Source organism: Roseomonas indoligenes (genome assembly GCF_017813365.1).
In the GTDB taxonomy this organism is placed as follows: Bacteria; Pseudomonadota; Alphaproteobacteria; order Acetobacterales; family Acetobacteraceae; genus Roseomonas; species Roseomonas indoligenes.
Genome location: NZ_JAGIZA010000023.1, coordinates 19,454 through 39,484 on the forward strand (window position 1 = coordinate 19,454; position 20,031 = coordinate 39,484).

General features: G+C 69.6%; 17 protein-coding genes. All 17 read left to right on the forward strand.

What is annotated here, in order from left to right; genetic code table 11:
* Positions 1-389: 389 nt before the first annotated feature.
* The 17 genes from J5Y10_RS24165 (at position 390) to J5Y10_RS24240 (ending at position 19,545) form a co-directional block, all read left to right on the forward strand.
* Complete coding sequence (locus J5Y10_RS24165) at positions 390-1,244, forward strand: N-formylglutamate amidohydrolase (protein ID WP_209376697.1); 855 nt, start codon at positions 390-392, stop codon at positions 1,242-1,244.
* Positions 1,244-2,494: a M20/M25/M40 family metallo-hydrolase gene (locus tag J5Y10_RS24170; RefSeq protein ID WP_209376698.1), complete on the forward strand. Its 1,251-nt coding sequence runs from the start codon at positions 1,244-1,246 to the stop codon at positions 2,492-2,494. Before J5Y10_RS24165 ends, J5Y10_RS24170 begins: the two co-directional genes overlap by 1 nt.
* 25 nt (positions 2,495-2,519) lie before the next feature.
* On the forward strand, positions 2,520-4,022 hold the full coding sequence (locus J5Y10_RS24175) for an ABC transporter substrate-binding protein (protein ID WP_209376699.1): 1,503 nt from the start codon (positions 2,520-2,522) through the stop codon (positions 4,020-4,022).
* 3 nt (positions 4,023-4,025) lie between these two features.
* Complete coding sequence (locus J5Y10_RS24180) at positions 4,026-4,982, forward strand: ABC transporter permease (RefSeq protein WP_209376700.1); 957 nt, start codon at positions 4,026-4,028, stop codon at positions 4,980-4,982.
* Positions 4,966-5,802: an ABC transporter permease gene (locus J5Y10_RS24185; RefSeq protein ID WP_209376701.1), complete on the forward strand. Its 837-nt coding sequence runs from the start codon at positions 4,966-4,968 to the stop codon at positions 5,800-5,802. The genes J5Y10_RS24180 and J5Y10_RS24185 overlap by 17 nt, the downstream gene beginning before the upstream one ends.
* Positions 5,799-7,805 carry a dipeptide ABC transporter ATP-binding protein gene (locus J5Y10_RS24190; RefSeq protein WP_209376702.1) on the forward strand — a complete coding sequence of 669 codons (2,007 nt, stop codon included), beginning with the start codon at positions 5,799-5,801 and terminating at the stop codon, positions 7,803-7,805. Before J5Y10_RS24185 ends, J5Y10_RS24190 begins: the two co-directional genes overlap by 4 nt.
* Positions 7,802-8,473 carry a GntR family transcriptional regulator gene (locus J5Y10_RS24195; RefSeq protein WP_209376703.1) on the forward strand — a complete coding sequence of 224 codons (672 nt, stop codon included), beginning with the start codon at positions 7,802-7,804 and terminating at the stop codon, positions 8,471-8,473. The genes J5Y10_RS24190 and J5Y10_RS24195 overlap by 4 nt, the downstream gene beginning before the upstream one ends.
* Positions 8,470-9,336 carry an N-formylglutamate amidohydrolase gene (locus J5Y10_RS24200; RefSeq protein WP_209376704.1) on the forward strand — a complete coding sequence of 289 codons (867 nt, stop codon included), beginning with the start codon at positions 8,470-8,472 and terminating at the stop codon, positions 9,334-9,336. Before J5Y10_RS24195 ends, J5Y10_RS24200 begins: the two co-directional genes overlap by 4 nt.
* Positions 9,333-11,711, forward strand: a complete 2,379-nt coding sequence (locus J5Y10_RS24205; RefSeq protein WP_209376705.1) for a xanthine dehydrogenase family protein molybdopterin-binding subunit — start codon at positions 9,333-9,335, stop codon at positions 11,709-11,711. Before J5Y10_RS24200 ends, J5Y10_RS24205 begins: the two co-directional genes overlap by 4 nt.
* Before the next feature lie 420 nt (positions 11,712-12,131).
* Entirely contained in the window at positions 12,132-12,995 is an 864-nt protein-coding gene (locus tag J5Y10_RS24210; protein ID WP_209376706.1) for a polysaccharide deacetylase family protein, read from the forward strand.
* Positions 12,988-13,803, forward strand: coding sequence for a polysaccharide deacetylase family protein (locus J5Y10_RS24215; protein ID WP_209376707.1), 816 nt, complete (start codon positions 12,988-12,990; stop codon positions 13,801-13,803). The genes J5Y10_RS24210 and J5Y10_RS24215 overlap by 8 nt, the downstream gene beginning before the upstream one ends.
* On the forward strand, positions 13,800-14,522 hold the full coding sequence (locus tag J5Y10_RS24220) for a GntR family transcriptional regulator (RefSeq protein WP_209376708.1): 723 nt from the start codon (positions 13,800-13,802) through the stop codon (positions 14,520-14,522). Before J5Y10_RS24215 ends, J5Y10_RS24220 begins: the two co-directional genes overlap by 4 nt.
* A 34-nt stretch (positions 14,523-14,556) precedes the next feature.
* A complete protein-coding gene (locus J5Y10_RS24225; RefSeq protein ID WP_245215043.1) occupies positions 14,557-16,137 on the forward strand; it encodes an ABC transporter substrate-binding protein in 1,581 nt (526 codons plus the stop codon).
* A gap of 72 nt (positions 16,138-16,209) precedes the next feature.
* Positions 16,210-16,332: a hypothetical protein gene (locus J5Y10_RS28605; RefSeq protein ID WP_280855959.1), complete on the forward strand. Its 123-nt coding sequence runs from the start codon at positions 16,210-16,212 to the stop codon at positions 16,330-16,332.
* A 50-nt stretch (positions 16,333-16,382) separates the two neighbouring features.
* Positions 16,383-17,207, forward strand: a complete 825-nt coding sequence (locus tag J5Y10_RS24230; protein ID WP_209376710.1) for a polysaccharide deacetylase family protein — start codon at positions 16,383-16,385, stop codon at positions 17,205-17,207.
* Positions 17,204-17,959: a polysaccharide deacetylase family protein gene (locus tag J5Y10_RS24235; RefSeq protein WP_209376711.1), complete on the forward strand. Its 756-nt coding sequence runs from the start codon at positions 17,204-17,206 to the stop codon at positions 17,957-17,959. Before J5Y10_RS24230 ends, J5Y10_RS24235 begins: the two co-directional genes overlap by 4 nt.
* Positions 17,960-17,988: 29 nt before the next feature.
* Entirely contained in the window at positions 17,989-19,545 is a 1,557-nt protein-coding gene (locus J5Y10_RS24240; RefSeq protein ID WP_209376712.1) for an ABC transporter substrate-binding protein, read from the forward strand.
* Positions 19,546-20,031 lie beyond the last annotated feature (486 nt).

Below are 20,031 nucleotides of genomic sequence, written 5' to 3' on the forward strand. Positions count from 1 at the left end.
GACAAGCCGCCCGAGGTCGATCGCCCGGATACGGCTCCCGCCGGTTACAAATTGATGCGAGACGCCGTAGCGGTATCGCACGTCGCGGTGGACGGCATGGATCTGGTAAAGTGGTCGACAGAGGTATCGTCCGCGAGAGCCAGCAGTAGGGCCGGGTTGCGGCTGCGGTCCGAGGGACCAAAACCTCGCCATTCGGATGACGATGTCCAACAATTCGCTGATCGGCACCCGGCGAAAAAGCCGCGAAGGCCTGCCACCGGAGGACGATGAGGAACCTGGCAGACACGTCGACATGAGACAACACGCTAGAGACCGTCAACACGATGCTTGACAGCTCAGAACGAACTATCCCAACGTGAATATATCGCAAATATTTTAGGGAGCAGTCGGTGGAGTACAGGCGCGGAGTATATCTTTACACCCCGCCGGAAGGAGTTGGAGCGCCGAGCGTCTTCGACGTCCCGCGCAGCGGCCGTGAGTACCCTCTGGGCTTCCACAGCACGGCCCCGTTCAACGACGTCCATTTTCTCGTGTCGCAGTACGTGGAGGAGATCTGGGCGGAGGCTCCCCGCTCGGGCAGCGGCCTTCTCTATGCCACCTTCGTCAACAATTGGATCGATGCGAACCGGGGTGAGCGCGACATTGATCCTGCCCTGCTCCTGGAACCCTGGCCCGAGCCGCTGGACCCCACAGACAAGTCGAACCGACTGGGAATGGGGCTAATCCATAGCAAGGCCCGTGGCCATGCCCTCTACCCCGACAAGCTCTCCGTTGCCGAGGTAAAGCATCGCATCGAGCACTACTGGCGCCCCTACCACACTCGCCTCGCAGAGCTGATTGAGGAGCGCCGGCAGAAGTTCGGCATCGCCTTCCACCTGAGCTGCCACTGCATGGGCACGATCGGGCCGGTCACGGCCCACGACCACGGCCTGCGCCGCAAGGACTTCTGCCTCAGTGACCGCGACGGCACCACCAGCTCTCGTGATTTCATGGGGGTGATCGCGGAGGCGATGCGTAAGCGTGGCTACAGCGTGACCTTCAACGATCCCTTCAAGGGCGCCGAATCCATCCGGCTGCACGGCAAGCCGGCTTCCGGCGTGCACAGCGTCCAGATCGAGGTCATCAAGGAGCTCTTCATGGACGAGGAGACCTTCCAGAAGAAGCCGGACTTCGACAAGGTCCAGGAGGACCTTGGTGAGGTGGCGGCGGACATCGCGGCCTATGCGCGGAGCCAGGCGCGCTGATGGACAAGGCAGGCCTCCTCGCGCGGATCGAGGCGGACCGCGACGGCATCATCGGCTTCCTGGCCGACTTCGTCCGCGCGCCCTCCCCGAACCCGCCCGGCGACACGCGGGAGGCGACGGCCGTCGTCACCCGCTTCCTGGCGGAGAGGGGCCTGCCGCACTGTGTCATCGCCGCGCAGGACCATCTGCCGAATGTCGTCGGCTCCTTCGAGGGCGGTGGGCCCGGCAACCACCTCGTCCTGAACGGACATATCGACGTCTTCCCCGCCGGGGATGGCTGGACCCGCGATCCCTGGAGCGGTGCGATCGAGGGCCGCCGCCTCTGGGGCCGCGGGACCGCCGACATGAAGGCGGGAACGGCAGCCTCCATCATGGCTTATGCTTATCTCTACCCGCATCGGGAAGGGCTCCGCGGCCGCCTGACCCTGACCGCCGTCTCCGACGAGGAAACCGGCGGGAAGTACGGGGCGAAGTTCCTGCTAGAGGAGCACGCGGAGGAATGCCTCGGCGATGCCGTGCTGAACGGCGAGCCCGGCGGCCTGCGGACGGTGCGCTTCGGTGAGAAGGGCACGCTGCGCCTCACCTTCACAACGCGCACCACGGGCGGCTTCGGCGCGGCGACCCATCGCAGCGCCAATGCGGTGAAACTCGCCGCGCGGCTGATCGGGGAGCTGGAGGAGCTCACCGCCTTCCCCGTCTCCCTGCCCGCACCGCTCGCGGCCATCCTGAGCGAGCCCGGCACCATGGCCGCGCTCGACGGTGTCATGGGCCCGGGCACCATGGAGATGATCGGCAAGGTCAGCGTCAATATCGGCGTTATCCGCGGCGGCGCGAAGGTGAACATGATCCCCGGCCTCTGCGAGACGCAGGTGGATATCCGCCTGCCGCCAGGGCTGGACAAGGCGCCGGTCATGGCGCGCATCCAAGAGATCCTGGGGCGTCATCCGGAGACGGAGGTGGAGGAGCAGGCGGCCGCCAGCAATCCGGCGAGCTGGTCCGATCCCGCGCACCCGCTGGTCGGGCTGGTGCAGGCCAATGTCCGGGCCCTCGGGCATGAGACGCCCCTGCCGGCCTGCAGCCTCGGCGGCTCGGACTGCAAGTTCTGGCGCTACCGCGGCGTGCCCGCCTTTTACTACGGCGTCTCCCCGGACCGGCTGGCGGGGCCGGACGAAGGCGTCGACCTGGACGAGTTCTTGCACGTCGTGAAAGTCCATGCCGCCACGGCCTGGGATTACCTCGGTGGTCCCTGACCCCATCACCCAAAAGGAGTTTGCGATGCGGCGACGCAGCCTTCTGGCCTCCGGCCTCGTCATCGGGGCTCCGGCCCTGCCGCGATCGGCGGCCGCCCAATCGGGTGGCGTGCTGCGCGCCACGCTGAACGCGAACCTGAACAACCTCGACCCCGCCCGCGCCGGGATCGCGGAGGATTACGTCTACTCCAACCTCGTCTTCAACGGCCTGACGCGGATCGACGAGGAGCGGAAGCTCCATCCCGACCTCGCGGAGTCCTGGGAGTCCTCGCCCGACCTGAAGAGCTGGACCTTTCGCCTGCGCCGCGGCGTGAAGTTCCACCATGGGCGGGAGATGACGAGCGCCGATGTTCTGGCGACCTACAAGCGCATCCTCGATCCCTCCACGGGCTCCCCGGGCCGCAGCCAGATCCTGATGGTCGCCAATGTCGAGGCGCCGGACAGCCACACCGTGCGCTTCGACCTCTCCATCCCCTACGGCGACTTCCCGTCGCTGCTGATGGAGCGCCAGCTCAAGATCATCCCGGCCGACCGGCTGGACAAGCTCTCCACCGAGCCTTCCGGCACCGGCCCCTTCCGCTTCGTCTCCTTCCAACCCGGCGACCGCCTGATCCTGGAGCGAAACCCGGAGTACTTCGAGGCCGGCATGCCGAAGCTCGCGGGCGTGACCTTCCGGATCATCCCTGAGGACGCAGCGAAGGTCGCAGCGCTGAAGGCCGGCGACATCGACATGATCTGGAACGTGCCGCTGGAGGCGGTGGAGGGGCTGGAGCGCGAGCAGGGCATCAAGGTGGACGAGGCAACCACCGGCACCTGGGACGGGCTGGTGCTGAGCAACGTCCAGAAGCCCTTCGACGACGCCCGCGTCCGCCGCGCCGTGCTGCTGGCGCTGGACAAGGCCGCGCTCGTCCGCTTCGCCGTCTTCGGGCGCGGGGCACCGACCCACACACCGATCCCGCCGGGCAGCCCCTTCTTCAACGGCGACATCGGCTTCCGGCCGAACATCGCGGAGGCGAAGCGCCTGCTGGCGGAGGCCGGCTATCCGAACGGCTTCTCCGTCCCGCTCATCGTTCCGGTTGGGCGCCCGACCCGCGAGCGGATGGGCTTGGCCGTGCAGCAGATGCTGCGCCCCCTCGGCATCCAGGTCGAGCTGCGGCGCCTGCCCTACAACCGCTTCAACGCCGAGGTCACGGGCAAGGCGGTGTTCTACGCGGACGGCTACTTCGCCCGCCCCACCGCCGACACGGCCACCTATCCCTGGTTCCACAGCACGGGTACCTGGAACGGCACGATGTGGCACTACAAGAACGAGGAGGTGGACCGGCTGCTGGATGCCGCCCGGGCCGCGCGCACGCCGGAGGAGCAGGCCACCCTCTACAAGCGCTTCCAGCAGGTGGTGACGGAGGATCCGCCGGGCATCATCGCCTACATGCTGAACTTCGCCACCGCTTACCGGACGCGGCTGAAGGGCTACCGCACGCACCCCTATGCCTGGCTGGACCTGCGCAACGCGACGATCGAGGGCTGACCGGTGGGCGCCTACATCGCCAAGCGGCTCGCAGCCATCCTGCTGGTGCTCCTGGCGGTGTCGGCGCTGATCTTCTGGATCACCCAGGTCCTGCCGGGCAACGTCGCCTACTCCATCCTCGGGCAGTTCGCGACGCCGGACCAGATCGCGGCGGTGGAGGCGAAGCTCGGCCTCGATCGCCCGATCATCGTGCAGTACGGCGACTGGATCGGGGGCGTGCTGCGGGGTGACTTCGGCCGTTCCATGCTGATGGACCGGCCGGTGGCGCCGCTGGTGCTCAATGCGATGGGGAACTCCATCCAGCTCGCGGTCATCGCCATGGCGCTTGTGACCGTCATCGGGATCTGGTCCGGCGTCTGGTCCGCCCTGCGCTACGGGCGGCTGGGGGACCGGGTGGTGTCCTCCCTTAACTTCATTTCACTGGCGATCCCCGAGTTCTTCTGGGCCATCGTATCCCTCATGATCTTCGCGGGGCTGCTGCGTTGGCTTCCCGCCACCGGCTACACCTCGATCAGCGAGGGCGTGGGCCCCTGGGCCTCGCACCTCGTGCTACCGGTGATCACCCTCGTCGCCGGCCTCGTGCCCCATGTCTCGCGTCTCACGCGGTCGAGCATGGTGGAGACGATGCGGGCGCAGTACGTGGTGGCCGCCCGGGCCAAGGGCCTCACCGAATCCCGCATCGTCTGGCACCACGCGCTGCGCAACGCCCTGCTACCCACGATCACCATCCTGGCCATCGATGTCGGTGTGCTGATGGGCGGCATCGTGGTGGTGGAGACGGTGTTCTCCTATCCCGGCCTCGGCCGCCTTCTGATCTTCGCGGTTGAGCAGAAGGACATCCCGGTCATCCAGGCCGGCGTCCTCGTCATTACCGCGATCTACGCCTTCGCCAATCTCGGCGCGGACATCCTCTACAGCCTTCTCAATCCCAGGATCCGATACCATGGCGCGGCTGAATAGGGGCGGCAGGCTGCCGGCCTCGCTCCTCGTCGGCGGCGGCCTCTTCGCCCTGCTGGTCGCCGTGGTGGTCGCGGCGCCCTGGGTCGCGCCCTATCCCTACGACGAGATGGACATCATGGCGATCAAGGAGGCGCCCTCCGCCGCCCACTGGCTCGGCACGGACGAGTTCGGGCGGGACGTGCTGAGCCGCCTCCTGATCGGCGGGCGCACCTCCCTCTTTCTCGGCGCCGCCGCCACCGCGGTCAGCCTCGTCATCGGCATCCCGCTCGGCCTTCTCGCCGGCTACGTGCGCGGCTTCGTGGACGAGGCGATGATGCGGATCATCGACGTGCTGATGTCCGTGCCCCCGATCCTGATGGGCCTGCTCATCCTCTCCGCCACTCGCCCGAGCGTGTGGAAGACCGCCATTGCGGTCGGCATCATCTACGTGCCTGTCATGACGCGCCTCGTCCGCAGTGTGGCGCTGGACCTTTCACGGGAGGAATTCGTGCTCGCCGCCCAAGGGCGCGGCGAGCGGCTTCCATGGATCCTGCTGCGGGAGATCCTGCCCAATGCCTGGCCCTCCATCATCGTGGAGGCCTCGCTGCGGATGACCTTCGCCGTCATGCTGGCCGCGGCCCTCTCCTTCCTCGGCCTCGGCGTGCAGCCGCCTAGTTCCGACTGGGGGCTGATGATCTCGGAGGCCCGTCCCTTCATCGACAGCGCCCCCTGGATCGTCCTCGGGCCCGGCCTCGCCCTCTGCGTGACGGTGGTGGCCATCAACCTCATGGGCGACGGGCTGCGGGACCTGCTCGATCCGCGCATGCGGGGCCGCGCATGACAGCGCTGCTGGAAATCGAGGACCTTGCCATCGCCTACGGCACCGCGCGCGGCCCGATGCAGGCGGTGGAGGGCTTCTCCGCCCGGGTGGAACGCGGCCGCACCCTCGGCATCGTCGGTGAGTCCGGATCGGGCAAGAGCACGGTGGCCCTTGCCCTGATGGGCCTCCTCCCCGCCGGTGCCCGGGTCACCGCGGGCTCCATGCGGCTGGCGGGCGAGGAGCTGACGACGATGACGCCGGAGAAGCGCCGCCTGACCCGTGGGCGGCGCATCGGCATGGTCTTCCAAGACCCCTTCCTCTCCCTCAACCCCGGCCTGACCGTCGGCGCGCAGGTGTCGGAGCCGCTGACCGTGCATCGCGGCCTGGACGCCGCCGCCGCCATGGCTGAGGCGGCGCGCCTGCTGGACAGCGTCGGGATCGGGCGCGCGGTGGAGGTCGCCGCCTCCTACCCGCACCAGCTCTCCGGCGGCATGCGGCAGCGCGCGATGATCGCCACCGCCCTGGCCTGCGACCCCGAGATGCTGGTGCTGGACGAGCCGACCACCGCGCTAGATGTGACGATCGAGGCGCAGATCCTCGACCTCCTCCTCGGCCTGCAGAAGGACCGGGGCGTGGCGATGGTCTTCATCAGCCACAATCTCGGCGTCATTCAGCGCGTGGCGCACGAGGTCGCCGTCCTCTACGCCGGGCGAGTGATCGAGCAGGGCTCGGCGGAGGCGATCCTCTCTGCCCCGCAGCACCCCTACACCGCCGGCCTGCTGGGATCGCTGCCGACGCTGGACCATCGCGGCCATCGCCTGACGCCGATCCCGGGCGGCCTTCCCGACCCGTTCCGGCCGATGCACGGCTGCAACTTCGCCCCGCGCTGCCGCTACCGCGAGGAGGCCTGTGTGGCCGAGCGGCAAGTGTTGCGCTCCCTGGCGCCGGACCAGCTCGTCCGCTGCCGCCGCGCGCCGCTGGAAGACCCGGCCCCGGCCGCGCCGGAGCCGGCGCGCGCCCGCTGGGCGGCGGCCGATGGGGCAGGGCCCGTGGTGGAGATCCGGGAGGTCAGCAAGACCTTCTCCCGCGGCGGCTGGGCGGCGGGCCTCTTCGGCCGCGCGCCGGCCACAGGGCTGCGGGCGCTGGACGGCGTCTCCCTTCGGATCGAGCCCGGCGAGATCGTGGGGCTCGTCGGTGAATCCGGCTCGGGCAAGTCCACCCTCGGCCGCTGCGTCATCCGCCTCGTTCAGCCCGATGCGGGCGAGATCACGGTGCAGGGCCGGGACGTGCTGCGTGCCTCCGGCGGGGCGCTGCGGCGCACCCTGCTGGCGACGCAGATGATCTTCCAGAACCCCAGCTCCTCGCTCAACCCGCGCCACACCGTCGCGCAGGCGATCGGCCGCCCGGTGCGCCTCTCCGGCTGGAAGGAGACCCCCGTCGCGGCCCGGGTGACGCAGCTGCTGGAGCTCGTCCGCCTGCCCGCCACCTATGCCGAGCGCTACCCGCACCAGCTCAGCGGCGGCGAGCGCCAGCGCGTGGGCATCGCCCGCGCCCTGGCCACCCGCCCGAGCGTGCTACTCTGCGACGAGGCGGTCTCGGCGCTCGACGTCTCGGTCCAGGCCTCCATCGTGAACCTGCTGGCCGACCTGCGGGACGAGCTGGGCGTGGCCATCCTGTTCATCTCGCACGACCTCTCCGTCGTGGCGCATCTGGCGGATCGCGTCGCCGTCCTCTATCGCGGCCGCCTCGTCGAGGAAGGACCCACGGAGGAGATCCTGCGCGCGCCGAACCACCCCTACACGGAGGCGCTGCTCTCGGCCGCGCCCCTGCTCCGCACCGGGGAGCGCATCCGCCTGCGCGGCGAGATCGACACCGCGGCGCCGATCCCTGGCTGCTGCTTCACCGGCCGCTGCCACCGCCGGATCGACGAGCGCTGCGACACGGTGCCGCCCCCCCTGCGTCAGGCCGCCACGGACCACGGCATTCTCTGCCACATCCCGGTCGAGGAGCTGGCCGCGCGATGAGCGCCGCCGGGACAGCCGCGCGGCTCCGCCCGGCGGAGCCGCTGGGCCAGCGCGCCTACGCCGAGATCGAGGGGATGATCGTCACCGGTGCCCTCGAGCCCGGGGCCATAATCGGACAGAAGGCCCTGGCCGCCATGCTCGGGCTCGGCCTGACGCCGGTGCGGGAGGCTATGCTGCGACTGGAGGCCTATGGGCTGGTCGAGGTCGTGCCCCGCAGTGGCTTCCGCATTTCCGAAGCCGATTTCGCGCAGCAGTTCCTGCTGCTGGAGGCGCGGCGGGAGCTGGAGCGCGGCCTGGCCCGCGCCGCCGCTCTGCGCGCCCGCCCGGAGGAGCGCCGCCGGATGCGCGAGACCGGGGAGGCCCATGTCGCGGCCGCCCGGACCGGCGACCGGCAGGCCGTCGCGCGCTGCGACCGCGAGTACAAGGAGCTTCTCGTCCAGGCCTCGCGCAACCCCTATCTCGCCCGCGCCATCGCCCCGATCCATGCCCTCTCCCGCCGCTTCTACTTCACCCATGCCGGGGCAGTGCTGCCCGAGGTGGCGCAGGCCTGCGCGACCGTGGTCTTCGCGGCCGCGGAGGGGGAGGCACAGGCGGCGGCCGAGGCCTCGGACGGGTTGATGGATCTTATCGAGGCCTTCAGCCAAGTCTCCCTGGGGCGCCGCCCGTGAGGCTGCCGCACAGGCTCGTGGAGGGTGTCCTCCGGCGGGACGACCCGGCCATCCCCGGCCCGCTGGTGATCGACCTACCGCAGAGCGGCACGCACTACCCGCCGGAGTTCGACGCGGTCGCCCCCCTGCGCGCCCTGCAGGGCAACGTGTCCCTTTACGTCGATGCCCTTTACGCCGACGCGGTGGAGGCTGGCGCCTCCGTGCTGACGGCGATTTTCGCCAACAGCGTCATCGAGCCGAACCGCGCCGAGGACGACATCGACGAGAGCCTGCTGGATGCGCACTGGCCCGGCGGTGCCAGGCCGGGTCCGAAGGTCGGGCTGGGCATCGGGCTGATCGCCGCCTTCGGCCGTGGGCGCACCCCGATCTACGATCGCAAGCTGACGGTCGCGGAGGTCCAGGCGCGGATCGCGCGCTACCACCGCCCCTACCACGCCGAGCTCGCCCGCATGATGGACGAGGCACACCACCGCTTCGGGCGGGCTTACCACCTCAACTGCCACCGCATGGGGCCGGTCGGCACCCCCATGTCGCCCGACCCCGGAGAGATCCGCGCCGACTTCTGCATCGGCGACCGGGACGGCGCCAGCAGCGCCCCTGACTTCCGGGACCGGGTCGCCGCCACCCTCTCGCGGCTGGGCTACACGGTCGCGATCAACCGGCCCTTCAAGGGTCAGGAGATCCTGCGGCGCCATGGCGATCCCGGCCGGGGCCGCCACAGCCTGCAGATCGAGATCAACAGCCGCCTCTACCTTGAGGCGGACGGCATCACGCGCTCCACCAGTTTTGAGACCGTGCGTGGGCACCTACAAGACATGGTGGACGACGCCCTGGCCTTCACCCGCGGCGCGACGGCGGGATGACGGGCTGCACCGGCATTGGCGCCTCCGTCCGGCGCCGCGAGGACCGCCGCTTCCTCACGGGGCGTGGGCGCTACGTGGCGGACCTGGAGCGGCCGGGCATGCTGCACGCCTGCTTTCTCCGCTCGCCCCACGCCCATGCGCGGCTCCTGGCGCTGGATCTGGCCCCGGTCCTCGCCATGCCCGGCGTCGTCGCGGCCTTCGGCGGGGCCGCCTTGCAGGCGGACGGCGTCCTGAGCATCCCGACCGGCTGGAAGGTCACGGGCACGGATGGGCGCCCTATGGCGGAGCCTCGCCACCCGCCGCTGGTGCTTGACCGGGCGCGGCACGTGGGGGAGCCGGTGGCGGTGGTGATCGCGCGCGACGCCCGGCAGGCGCGCGACGCCGCCGAGGCGCTGGAACCGGAGTGGGAGGTCCTGCCGGCGGTGACGGACAGCGCGGCCGCCCTGTCGCCCGGCGCTCCGGCTCTGTTCGACGACGTGCACGGGAATCTCTGCTGCGACTGGTCCATCGGCGACGCAGCGGCCGTGGAGGCGGCCTTCGCCCACGCCCGGCACGTCACGCGCCTCTCCCTCGTGAACAACCGGCTCGTCCCCCATCCCATGGAGCCGCGCGCCGCCCTGGCGGAGCACGACCCCGGCACCGGTCAGACGACCCTCTACACCACGAGCCAGAACCCGCACACCATCCGCTCCACCCTGGCCAATTCCGTGCTGCGCATCCCTGAGAGCCTTTTGCGCGTCGTCTCCCCGGATGTGGGGGGCGGCTTCGGCACCAAGATATTCCTCTATCCCGAGGAGACGGTGCTCACCTGGGCGGCACGGCGCCTGGACACGGCGATCCGCTGGGTGGGCGACCGCTCCGAAGCCTTCCTCACCGACGTGCAGGGACGGGACCACCGCACGGTGGCGGAGCTCGCGCTCGACGCGGAGGGCCGCTTCATCGGGCTGCGCGTGGACACGATGGCCAATCTCGGCGCCTACCTCTCCGGTGCGGGGGCGGGGATCCCCACCTACTACTACGCGCCGCTGCTTGCGGGCGTGTACCGCACGCCCGCCATTCACTGTCGCGTGCGCCTGGCCTTCACCAACACCGTGCAGGTGGACGCCTATCGCGGCGCCGGCCGGCCGGAGGCGACCTATGTGCTGGAGCGGCTCGTGGATCAGGCAGCGCGGGAAACCGGGCGAGACCGGGTCGCGCTGCGCCGCCTGAACTTCATCCGCCCCGAGGACTTCCCATACCGCACACCGGTCGGGCTGGAGTACGACGTGGGCGACCATGGCGCCTGCCTGGACGCGGCGCTAGCGGCGAGCGGCTTCGAGGGTTTCGAGGAGCGGCGGCGCGAGGCGGCCGCACGAGGGAAGCTACGGGGACTGGGGATCTCCACCTATGTCGAGATCGCCGGCGCCACGCCATCCCGGGTGGCCGGGCAGCAGGGGGCCAGAGGTGGACGGGCGGAATCTGCTCAGGTGCGGGTGCATCCGGGCGGTGACGTGACGGTGTTCAGCGGTGCCCACAGCCACGGGCAGGGGCACGAGACCGTCTTTGCCCAGATCGTGTCGGAGAGGCTGGGCGTGCCGATCGATCGTGTTCAGGTCGTTCAGGGCGACACGGCCCAGGTACCGTTCGGCCGTGGCACCGCGGCCTCGCGCTCGCTCATTGTTGGAGGATCCGCGATCCTGCGCGCTGTCGAGAAGGTGGTCACGAAGGGGCGCCAGATTGCCGCGCATCTCATGGAGGTACCGGAGACGGACCTGGTGCATGAGGACGGCCGCTTCGCCGTTGCTGGCACCGATCGGGCGATTTCGTTCCAGGAGGTAGCGCGCGCTGCCTACACCCTGCACGAGTATCCCGCCGGGCTGGAGCCCGGCCTGGACGAAACGGCGTTCTACGAGCCGGAGAACTGGACCTTCCCCGGCGGGTGTCACGTTGCCGAGCTCGAGATTGATCCGGAGGCGGGCGAGGTAGAGCTTGTCGCGGTCACGGCAGCCGACGACGTCGGCAACGTCGTCAATCCCATGATCGTGGACGGCCAAATCCATGGCGGGCTCGCACAGGGCATGGGGCAGGCGCTCTTGGAGGGGCTGCCATACGACGAGGCCGGGCAACCTCTCGCAGCTTCGCTGCAGGACTACAGCCTGCCGCGGGCCGCCGACCTGCCTTCCTACACGGTGGTGATGCGCCCGACTCCCTCTTCCGGGAATGCCTTTGGAGCCAAGGGGTGCGCGGAGGTCGGGTCAGTCGGCTTACCGCCCGCCATCATCAACGCCGTTCTTGATGCCCTGCGTCCTCTAGGCGTGACCGACATCGATATGCCCGTCACGCCCGAAAAGATCTGGAAGGCTGTCAGCTCAGCCTCCCTTCTCCATGGGAAGTAATCTCCGCTGAAATTCCCGTGTGCAGTGTGCACCACTGCTCGTGAAGGTAAGGAAAATTAGACATCAGTTCCGGGAATGGCCTGATCCTGATGGGGCGGAAGTTCTGGAAAAGACCCTCTAAGGGCGAAACTGCTGTTCTTTTTGCTTTTGGCCGAGAACGGGTAGGGGAGGGGACCGACCTGACTGGATCTTCCCACGACTGTGGGAGCCGTCGGCAACAGCTATGTCGGTCGGCAGAGATGGCCGAAGATTTCGCGAGCGACATAGCTGCCTGAGGCAGCGGATGGTCTCGAGCCTGCTCCTTCCCTCGGCGGTGCGGCGCCGAAAGGAACCAGAATACCGTAGTTTCTACTTCGGCAGTGTATTGACGCCGATATTGGCACCAATCTTAACTGTGGTCCCGAGCTTGGGAGCTGATCCTTGCTAGCTGTCACATCTGACCAAGCCCGTGCTTGGCGTGCCGCGCGCCCCGGGCGCCCGCCCTGGCTGGGCGGCGCGCGCTGCGTCGTCGCCATCACCATCGATTTCGACGGTGCATCCAACGAACTGGGGAAGAAGATCTACCCGGCCGGCAGCCATTCCCACGGGCTCTACTCCGCCCGCCGAGGGGTGCCGCGCTATCTGCGGCTGCTGGAGCGCGCGGGCATCCCCGCCACCTTCTTCGTGCCGGGGCGGGACGCTGAGCTGTTCCCGGAGAGCGTGCTCTCCCTCCGCGACGCCGGGCACGAGATCGCGGCCCATGGCTACCTGCACGAGGGATGGGAACTGGGGCCGGAGGAGCCGGAACTGTTGGCACGGTCCCATAAGATCCTGACGGATCTCCTCGGCACGGAGCCTCGGGGCTGGCGCTCTCCCTCTGGCCGAAAGACGGGGCGCACGACCCGCCTGCTGCGCGACATGGGCTATCGCTACGACGCGAGCGAGAAGGACTTCGACCTGCCCTACTTTCCCGTGCTGGACGGGGAGGAGGCGCGGGACATCGTGGTGCTGCCGAACAACACCTCCTCGCTGGACGACTTCCCCTTCTACCGCGTGAGCTGGCGTCCGCCCTCGGAGGTGCTGCAGCACTGGAAGGAGGAGTTCGCCGCGATCTACGCCGAATCCGGTTACTTCATCCTCACCATCCATCCGCGCGCCGGCTTCGGCTCCGGCACCCCGGCCCGGGCGGCGATGGTGGAGAGCCTGATCCACCACATCCAGGGGCACGAGGGCGTGCGCTTCGTCCGGCTCGGGGAACTAGCCGACCACTGCCTCACCCATCCGGAGGCCTTCTCCCATGGCTGATGTCCCGATGGACCTAGCCGTCACGGTCGACCTGCAGCTGGAGAGCCGCGACCTGCGGGAGATCGGGCCGGATGGCCTGCACGGCCGCTTCTCCTACGGCCGCTACGGTGCGCGCGTGGGCGTGCGGCGCCTCCTGGACCTCCTGGCTGCGCACCGCATCCCCGCAACCTTCTTCGTCCCCGGCAGCGAGGCGGAGCGGCACCCCGCGATGATCGAGGCGATCCTGGCCGACGGCCACGAAATTGCCGCCCACGGCTGGGCCATGGAGGATCCGGCCGGGCTCGGCGCGGAGGAACCTGCCCTGTTGGAGCGCGCCCACGCTGCCCTGTCCCGCACTGCCGGCACTGCGCCGACGGGCTGGCGCACGCCCACCGGTACGATGACGCCGGAGACGCTCCGCCTCCTCGCCGGGCTGGGCTACCGCTACGACAGCTCCCACCAGGATGACGACCGTCCCTATGTCCATATTTTGAAGGACGGAGTCCGGATCGCGGAGATCCCGCGCAGCGAGGTGCTGGACGACGCCACCTTCCACGCCGTCCATATGCCGCACGACACGCTGGAGCGTGCCTGGCGGGAGGAGTTCGACGCGCTGGTGGCGGAGGGCGAGGGCCTCCCCTGCCTTACGCTCAACCCTCGCGGCGACCGCGGCTCCGGCCGCGGCAGCCGCATCGCCGCGGTGGACCGCTTCCTCGCCCGCGCGGCCGAGGTGCCGGGGCTGCGCTTTCGCACGGCCCGCGCCATCGCGGAGGACCTGCTGGCCGCCGATGCCGGCCGCGCCTACCCGGTGCTGGACGCGCGCCCGTGACCACGGGCGGCGCCACGCGGCGTCGTCGCGGCGCGTCGCCCCAGGAGGAACTGGCGGAAGGAATTGAGGGCGGGCAGCGCCGCGGCATCCTGCTTCCCACCGCCGGTCCGCGCGCGGAGCCCGTCCACGCCGCTTTGGCGCGGCGGCTGCGGGAGGACATCGTCTTCGGCCGCTGGTTCCCCGGCACCTGGCTGAAGCAGAGCGAACTGGAGCAACACTACGGCGCCGGCCGGTCCGAGGTGCGCGGCGCCCTGGCGGAGACCACACGGCACGGGCTGGTGGAGCACGAGCCCAATCGCGGCTACCGCGTCACCCGCCCCGACCCGGTGCGCCAGGCCGAGCTGCGCGCCGTGCGCGCGGCGCTGGAGGGCGCGGCGGCGGAGCTGGTAGCAGCCAACGCGACCCCCGCCGACATCGCCCTGCTACGCGATTCGGCCGAGACCTTCGCCGCGGCCGTGCCGGATGGCGACCGCCACGTCCTGGTAGGCGCTAACCACGGCTTCCACCGCAGCCTGTACGCGCTCTGTGGCAACGCCACGATGGCGGAGCTGATCCGCGACCTGCGGGAGCGTGCTATCTCCGGGACCACCGGCCGCTGGGCCACGCCGCGCGGCCTAGTCGAGACGGCCGCCCAGCATTTGCGGATGGTTGAGGCCATTGCCGCCCGCGATGCGCCGGCGCTGCGCCGCTTGATCGAGACCCACATCCTCTACTTCTGACCTCAATTCTGGACCGGACCGGGAGCCCATGACGATGCACAGACGCAGCTTGCTGGCCGCCACCTCGGCTCTGCCCCTCGCGCGGGCCGCCATAGCGCAGCCCGCCAATGCGCGCGTGCTGCGCTATGTTCCGCCCGCTGACCTCTCCTCGCTTGATCCCATCTGGACCACCTCAGTCGTCGCCCGGGACCACGGCTTCCTCGTTTATGACACGCTTTACGGCGCGGACGCGACGTTCCGCCCGCAGCCGCAGCTCGCCGAAGGCCACACGGTTGAGGAGGACGGCCGCAGCGTGACCATCACGCTCCGCCCGGACATCCGCTTCCACGACAACGAGCCGATCCGCGCGGCCGACTGCGTCGCCAGCCTGCGCCGCTGGATGGCCCGCTCCATCACCGGCCAGAAGATCGCGGAGGTGACGGATTCGCTGGAGGCCGTGGACGACCGCCGCCTGCGCTTCCGCCTGAAGCGACCCTTCCCGCCGCTGATCGAGCTACTCTCCCTCCCCTCCGCCCCCGTACCCTTCATCATGCCGGAGCGGGTGGCGCGAACCGATCCCTTCCAGCAGATCACGGATACTACCGGCTCCGGCCCCTACCGCTTCCTGCGCGACGAGTACCGCTCCGGTGCCCAGGCCGCCTATGCGCGCTTCGACGGCTACAAGCCGACGAACGCCGGCGGCACCGGCCTCTCCGCTGGCCCCAAGGTCGCGCATTTCGAGCGCGTGGAATGGAAGACCATCCCTGACGGCGCCACCGCCGCTGCCGCCCTTCAGCAGGGCGAGATCGACTGGTACGCCCAGCCCCAGCCAGAGCTGCTGGACCTGCTCAGCCGCGACCGCAACGTGCAGCTGCAGCGGGCGGAGTTGGTGCCCACCATCGCCACCATGCGCTTCAACGCGCTGCACCCCGTCTTCTCCGACAAAAGGATGCGCCGCGCGCTGCTGCCCGCCATCGACCAGACGGATTTCATCGCCGCCGCTGTCGGCACCGACCCCCGCCGCTCTGTGACCCCCGCCGGCGTCTTCCCGCCCGGCTCCCCCATGGCCAGCGACGTGGCGCTGGAATCCCTGACCGGCCCGCGCAGCACGGACCGCGCCAAAGCCCTGCTGAAAGAGGCCGGCTACAGCGGCCAGCTCGTCCGCATGATCGGACCCACCGACATCCTTGTCCCCTCCGCCCTGGTGCAGGTGGGCGCGGACCTGTTCCGGCGGTTGGACATCAACCTGGACCTGCAGCTCTCCGACTGGGGCAGCCACACCCAGCGCCGTGCGAACCGCGAGCCGGTGGAGAAGGGGGGCTGGTCCGTCGCCTTCTACTCCTTCCCGGGCCTGGATTTCCTGAGCCCCGCCACGCACTATCTGGCGCGCGGTAACGGCACCTCCGGCTGGTTCGGTTGGCCCACAGCGCCAAAGCTGGAAGCCCTGCGGGAAGACTGGTTCAACGCCCCCGACCAGAACGCACAGAGGGCCGTGGCCCGCGACATCCAGCGCGAGGTGATGGAGGAACTGCCCTTCGTCCCGCTCGGCGCCGTGGTGAACTACACAGCCCTGCGGAAAGACCTGCGCGACCGCGTGGTCGGCTTCCCCATCTTCTGGAACATCCGGCGCGGGTGAGGTCCTTCGGGGCAGTCTGTGGCAGGGGCGGAAGAAGGAATTCTCCCTCGCTCTTGATTCCTCCCCATCATCGTGAACCTGCGCGAGCACCTGGGCATCCTAGCCTCCCTGCAGGCAGGCGAACGGGAGAAGGCGGCGCTGCACATGCGCCAGCACCTCGCCGCCGCCATGGCGCTGCATCCCGCTGCGGGTTGATCCTTGGCATTCCATAGTGCATCGTCCTCTCGGCTGAGGGCTAATCCCGCATGAGCGCACCATCCCGCTGGCCCGAAGAGGCACGCTGCGTCATCTGCGTCACCGTCCACATGGACGGGCCGGCGGTGGAGGCGGGAAAGGGCCTGAATCACCTCGGCATTCACTCCCGCGGCCGCTACGCCGCCCGCCGCGGCATCCCCCGCAGCCTGGAGGTGCTGGCCCGCCACGGCATCCCCGCCACCTACTTCATGTGCGGCTACGACGCGGAGCTCTACCCTGGGCTGATGCGCGACGTGCACGCGGCCGGCCACGAGATCGCCGCCCACGGCTACCGCCACGAGGGATGGGAACTCGGCGACGAGGAGGTCGGGCTGCTGGAACGCACCCACGCCATCCTCTCCGACTGCGTGGGCGAGGCGCCGGTCGGCTGGTGCTCCCCCTCCGGCCGCAAGAGCGCCGTCACGCTGCCGACGCTCCGGCGCCTCGGCTACGTCTATGATTGCAGCGAGAAGGACGAGGACCTGCCCTACCTCGCCAGCATCGGCGGCGCGATGGCGGAGGACTTCATCATCCTGCCCAACAACACCGTCTCGCTCGATGACGCCCCGCTCTACGTGCAGGGCCAGGCGAGCGCCGCCGAGGCCCTGGCGAACTGGCTGGAGGAGCTGGAGGCGATCGCGGCCGGCGACGGCTACCTGCACTTCATCATCCACCCCCGCGCCGGCTACGGCTCCGGCACGCCCGCCCGCATGGCGGCGGCGGACCGCTTCCTCGCCGCGGCAAAGGCTGTGCCGGGCGTAGCCTTCGTCACGCTAAAGGAGCTGGCGGCGCACTGCCTTGCCCAGCCCGGCACTTGGCGGAGCCCGCGCGGATGAGCGCCACCCTCCTCCTCACCGTCAACGTGCAGGGCCTCGGGCCGGAGCGTGCCGAGGCGCCGGGCACGCCACTCTTCGGCCGCTTCGCCCATGGCGGCTACACCGGGCGCATCGGCCTCACGCGGCTGCTGGACGCGCTGCGCGACCTCGGCGCGCCGGCCACCTTCTTCTGGCCTTCCACTGAGGCGGAGGTCATGCCGGCGTTGTTGGAGCGCTGCCTCGCCGAGGGCCACGAAATCGCTGCGCATGGCCACGACTTCGAGGACCACATGGCGCTCGAACCCGCGCGCGAGGAGGCTCTGCTGGAGGAGGCGCACGCGACCCTGGCACGCCTCACCGGCTCTGCCCCGGTCGGCTTCCGCGCGCCCACCGGAACGCTCTCCGCGAACACGCTGCCGATCCTCGCCCGGCTCGGCTACCGCTACGACAGCAGCTTCGTGGACGACGACGCCCCCTACCCGCTGGCTGAGGACGGTGGCGGCACCATGATGGAACTGCCCTGGAGCGAGGGGCTGGCCGACGCCACGCATTTCCGCCGCCGACTGACCCAGGACCGGGCGGAGACGATGCTAAACGAGGAACTGGACGCGCTTTTGCCGGTGGCGGGCTACGCCCTCCTAACCCTGCACCCGCGCGCCGATCTCGGCCTCGCACGCGCGGCCCGCCTGCCGATCCTCCGCCGCCTGGTCGAGCGCGCGGCGGCCCTCGGCGCCACGCCCCGCCGCTGCCGTGACGTGCTTCCCCAGCCGTGATCCCCTTCCCTGACTCTGGGAGACCGCCCATGAGAGCCCTCGTCCGCGTCGCCGCCCTCGGCCTCCTCGGCACCGCCCTCGCCGCAGCACCCGGACAGGCGCAGACCGTGCTGCGGGGCATGATCGCCTCCGACATCCGCGGCCTCATGCCGGGTATCAGCACCGACGTCGCGACGGGCGCCGTGCTGCAGCACCTCTACGAGGGACTCGTCGCCTGGCGCAGCGACGGCAGCGTCGCGCCCATGCTGGCGGAGCGCATCGAGACCTCCGACGACGGCCGCGCCGTCACTTTCACTCTGCGCGAGGGGTTGCGCTTCCATAATGGCGCCCCCTTCACCTCTGCCGAGGTGGCCTGGACCTGGAACCGCTACCTCGATCCCAAGGCCGCCTGGCCCTGCCGCACCAACTTCGACGGCAGCCGCCAGTTGAAGATCACGGGTGTGGAGACAGATGGTCCCCTCCGCGTTACTTTCCGGCTCGCCGAACCCTCGCCCGTCTTCCTCTCCATGATGGCCCGCTCGGATTGCGACAGCAGCGGCATCGCCCATCCAGACTCGGTGGACGCGGAGGGCCGCTGGACCCGCGCCATCGGCACCGGTCCCTTCCGCCTGGAGGAGTGGCGCCGCGGCCAGTTTGTGCAGCTCGCGCGTTTCGACGGCTACGTCCCGCGCAGCGAACCGGCGGACGGGCTCGCCGGCGGCAAGCGCGCCCTGGTGGACCGCCTGCGCTTCACCCTCATCCCCGATCCCAGCGCCGCCCGCGTGGCGCTGCAGGCCGGCAACCTCGACGTGGTGCAGGAGCTAGAGCCGACGGTCGCGAAGGAGCTGCAGTCCGTGCCCGGCCTGCGCATCCTCCACGCCCCCACTGCCGGGCTGAACACGATCCTCATCCGCGGCACAGACCCTGTGCTGGCCGATGCCCGCGTGCGCCAGGCCATCATCGCCGCCACAGACTCCGCCGATATGCGCGAAGGGCTCTACCAGGGCTTCGGCGCCCCGGGCGGTTCTCTCGTCCCCACCGCCAGCCGCTACTACGGCGCCGCGCAGAAGGAGGAGATCGCCTACGATCCTGCCCGCGCCGCCGGCCTGCTCCGCCAAGGCGGCTACCGCGGCCAGCCCATCACCATCACCACCAACAGCCAGTTCGGGCTGATGAAGGACACCGCCATCCTCCTTCAGGCCCAACTTCAGGCTGCCGGGATGAACGCCCGCGTGGAGGTACTGGAGTTCGGCGCCCAGTTGCAGCGCTACACGCGCGGCGACTACCAGCTGATGATCTGGAACATCACTCCCTACCTCGATCCCGTCTTCACCTTCGACCGCTTCATCGGCCCCGCTGAGGGCCCCGCCGACAAGGTGTGGCGTAACCCTGCCGCCAACGAGGCCCTCGCCCGCCTCTCTGCCCTGCCGGAAGGCGAGGCCCGTCAACCCGCCTTCGACGCCCTACACCGTCTCTTTCTTCAGGACGCTCCGCTGATGGTCTGGACGAACCGCGAGACGATCAGCGGCGTGCGCGCGAACGTCAGGGGTTTCGAGCCGTGGCCGGGCCTGAAGCCGAGGTTCTGGAATGTATCGGTCATGCCATAGCGTGTCGGGACTGACTGCCAGCAACGTTCTCTTCTGGATTAATGAGCCCTGAGCTTGGGGCGTTCTCTTTCTGCTGAAGCCGGGGTGCCCCCGGGCAGCATCGCCGATCGGGGCGAGAGGCGTCCTTGTTGCCGTAGTGAGCTTCCCTGATTCCTGATGCAGTGAAATCGATGCGCAACTGCCGGAGAAAGGCTCACTTTCGAGAGCAGACGGTCCTGAGAAATCCTTTTTCGAGGCTGAAATCCCGGTTCCTTTTCCTCATGGCAGGGAAGGGGAGAGACGGGTTCGGGCCTGACTACACCCCCAACCAGCGAATCGGATTTTCGTTATACATCAGCGGCTTACGTCGGCGATCCAGCCCTTGGAGGTGGCCCGGCAGCCCGTGTCACACAACAGCGTCACACAACGGCCCACCCCTCCCGGCGCCGACTGCGCCGACGCACTACCCGCGCCCGCTCTCGGTGGGCGGCAACACATGCCTGGGAC

Coding starts and splice junctions, on each gene's coding strand:
- J5Y10_RS24240 (WP_209376712.1), top strand. CDS start 17,989: ATGAGAGCCCTCGTCCGCGTCGCCGCCCTCGGCCTCCTCGGCACCGCC.
- J5Y10_RS24195 (WP_209376703.1), top strand. CDS start 7,802: ATGAGCGCCGCCGGGACAGCCGCGCGGCTCCGCCCGGCGGAGCCGCTG.
- J5Y10_RS24225 (WP_245215043.1), top strand. CDS start 14,557: ATGCACAGACGCAGCTTGCTGGCCGCCACCTCGGCTCTGCCCCTCGCG.
- J5Y10_RS24235 (WP_209376711.1), top strand. CDS start 17,204: ATGAGCGCCACCCTCCTCCTCACCGTCAACGTGCAGGGCCTCGGGCCG.
- J5Y10_RS24230 (WP_209376710.1), top strand. CDS start 16,383: ATGAGCGCACCATCCCGCTGGCCCGAAGAGGCACGCTGCGTCATCTGC.
- J5Y10_RS24205 (WP_209376705.1), top strand. CDS start 9,333: ATGACGGGCTGCACCGGCATTGGCGCCTCCGTCCGGCGCCGCGAGGAC.
- J5Y10_RS24190 (WP_209376702.1), top strand. CDS start 5,799: ATGACAGCGCTGCTGGAAATCGAGGACCTTGCCATCGCCTACGGCACC.
- J5Y10_RS24170 (WP_209376698.1), top strand. CDS start 1,244: ATGGACAAGGCAGGCCTCCTCGCGCGGATCGAGGCGGACCGCGACGGC.
- J5Y10_RS24215 (WP_209376707.1), top strand. CDS start 12,988: ATGGCTGATGTCCCGATGGACCTAGCCGTCACGGTCGACCTGCAGCTG.
- J5Y10_RS24185 (WP_209376701.1), top strand. CDS start 4,966: ATGGCGCGGCTGAATAGGGGCGGCAGGCTGCCGGCCTCGCTCCTCGTC.
- J5Y10_RS24175 (WP_209376699.1), top strand. CDS start 2,520: ATGCGGCGACGCAGCCTTCTGGCCTCCGGCCTCGTCATCGGGGCTCCG.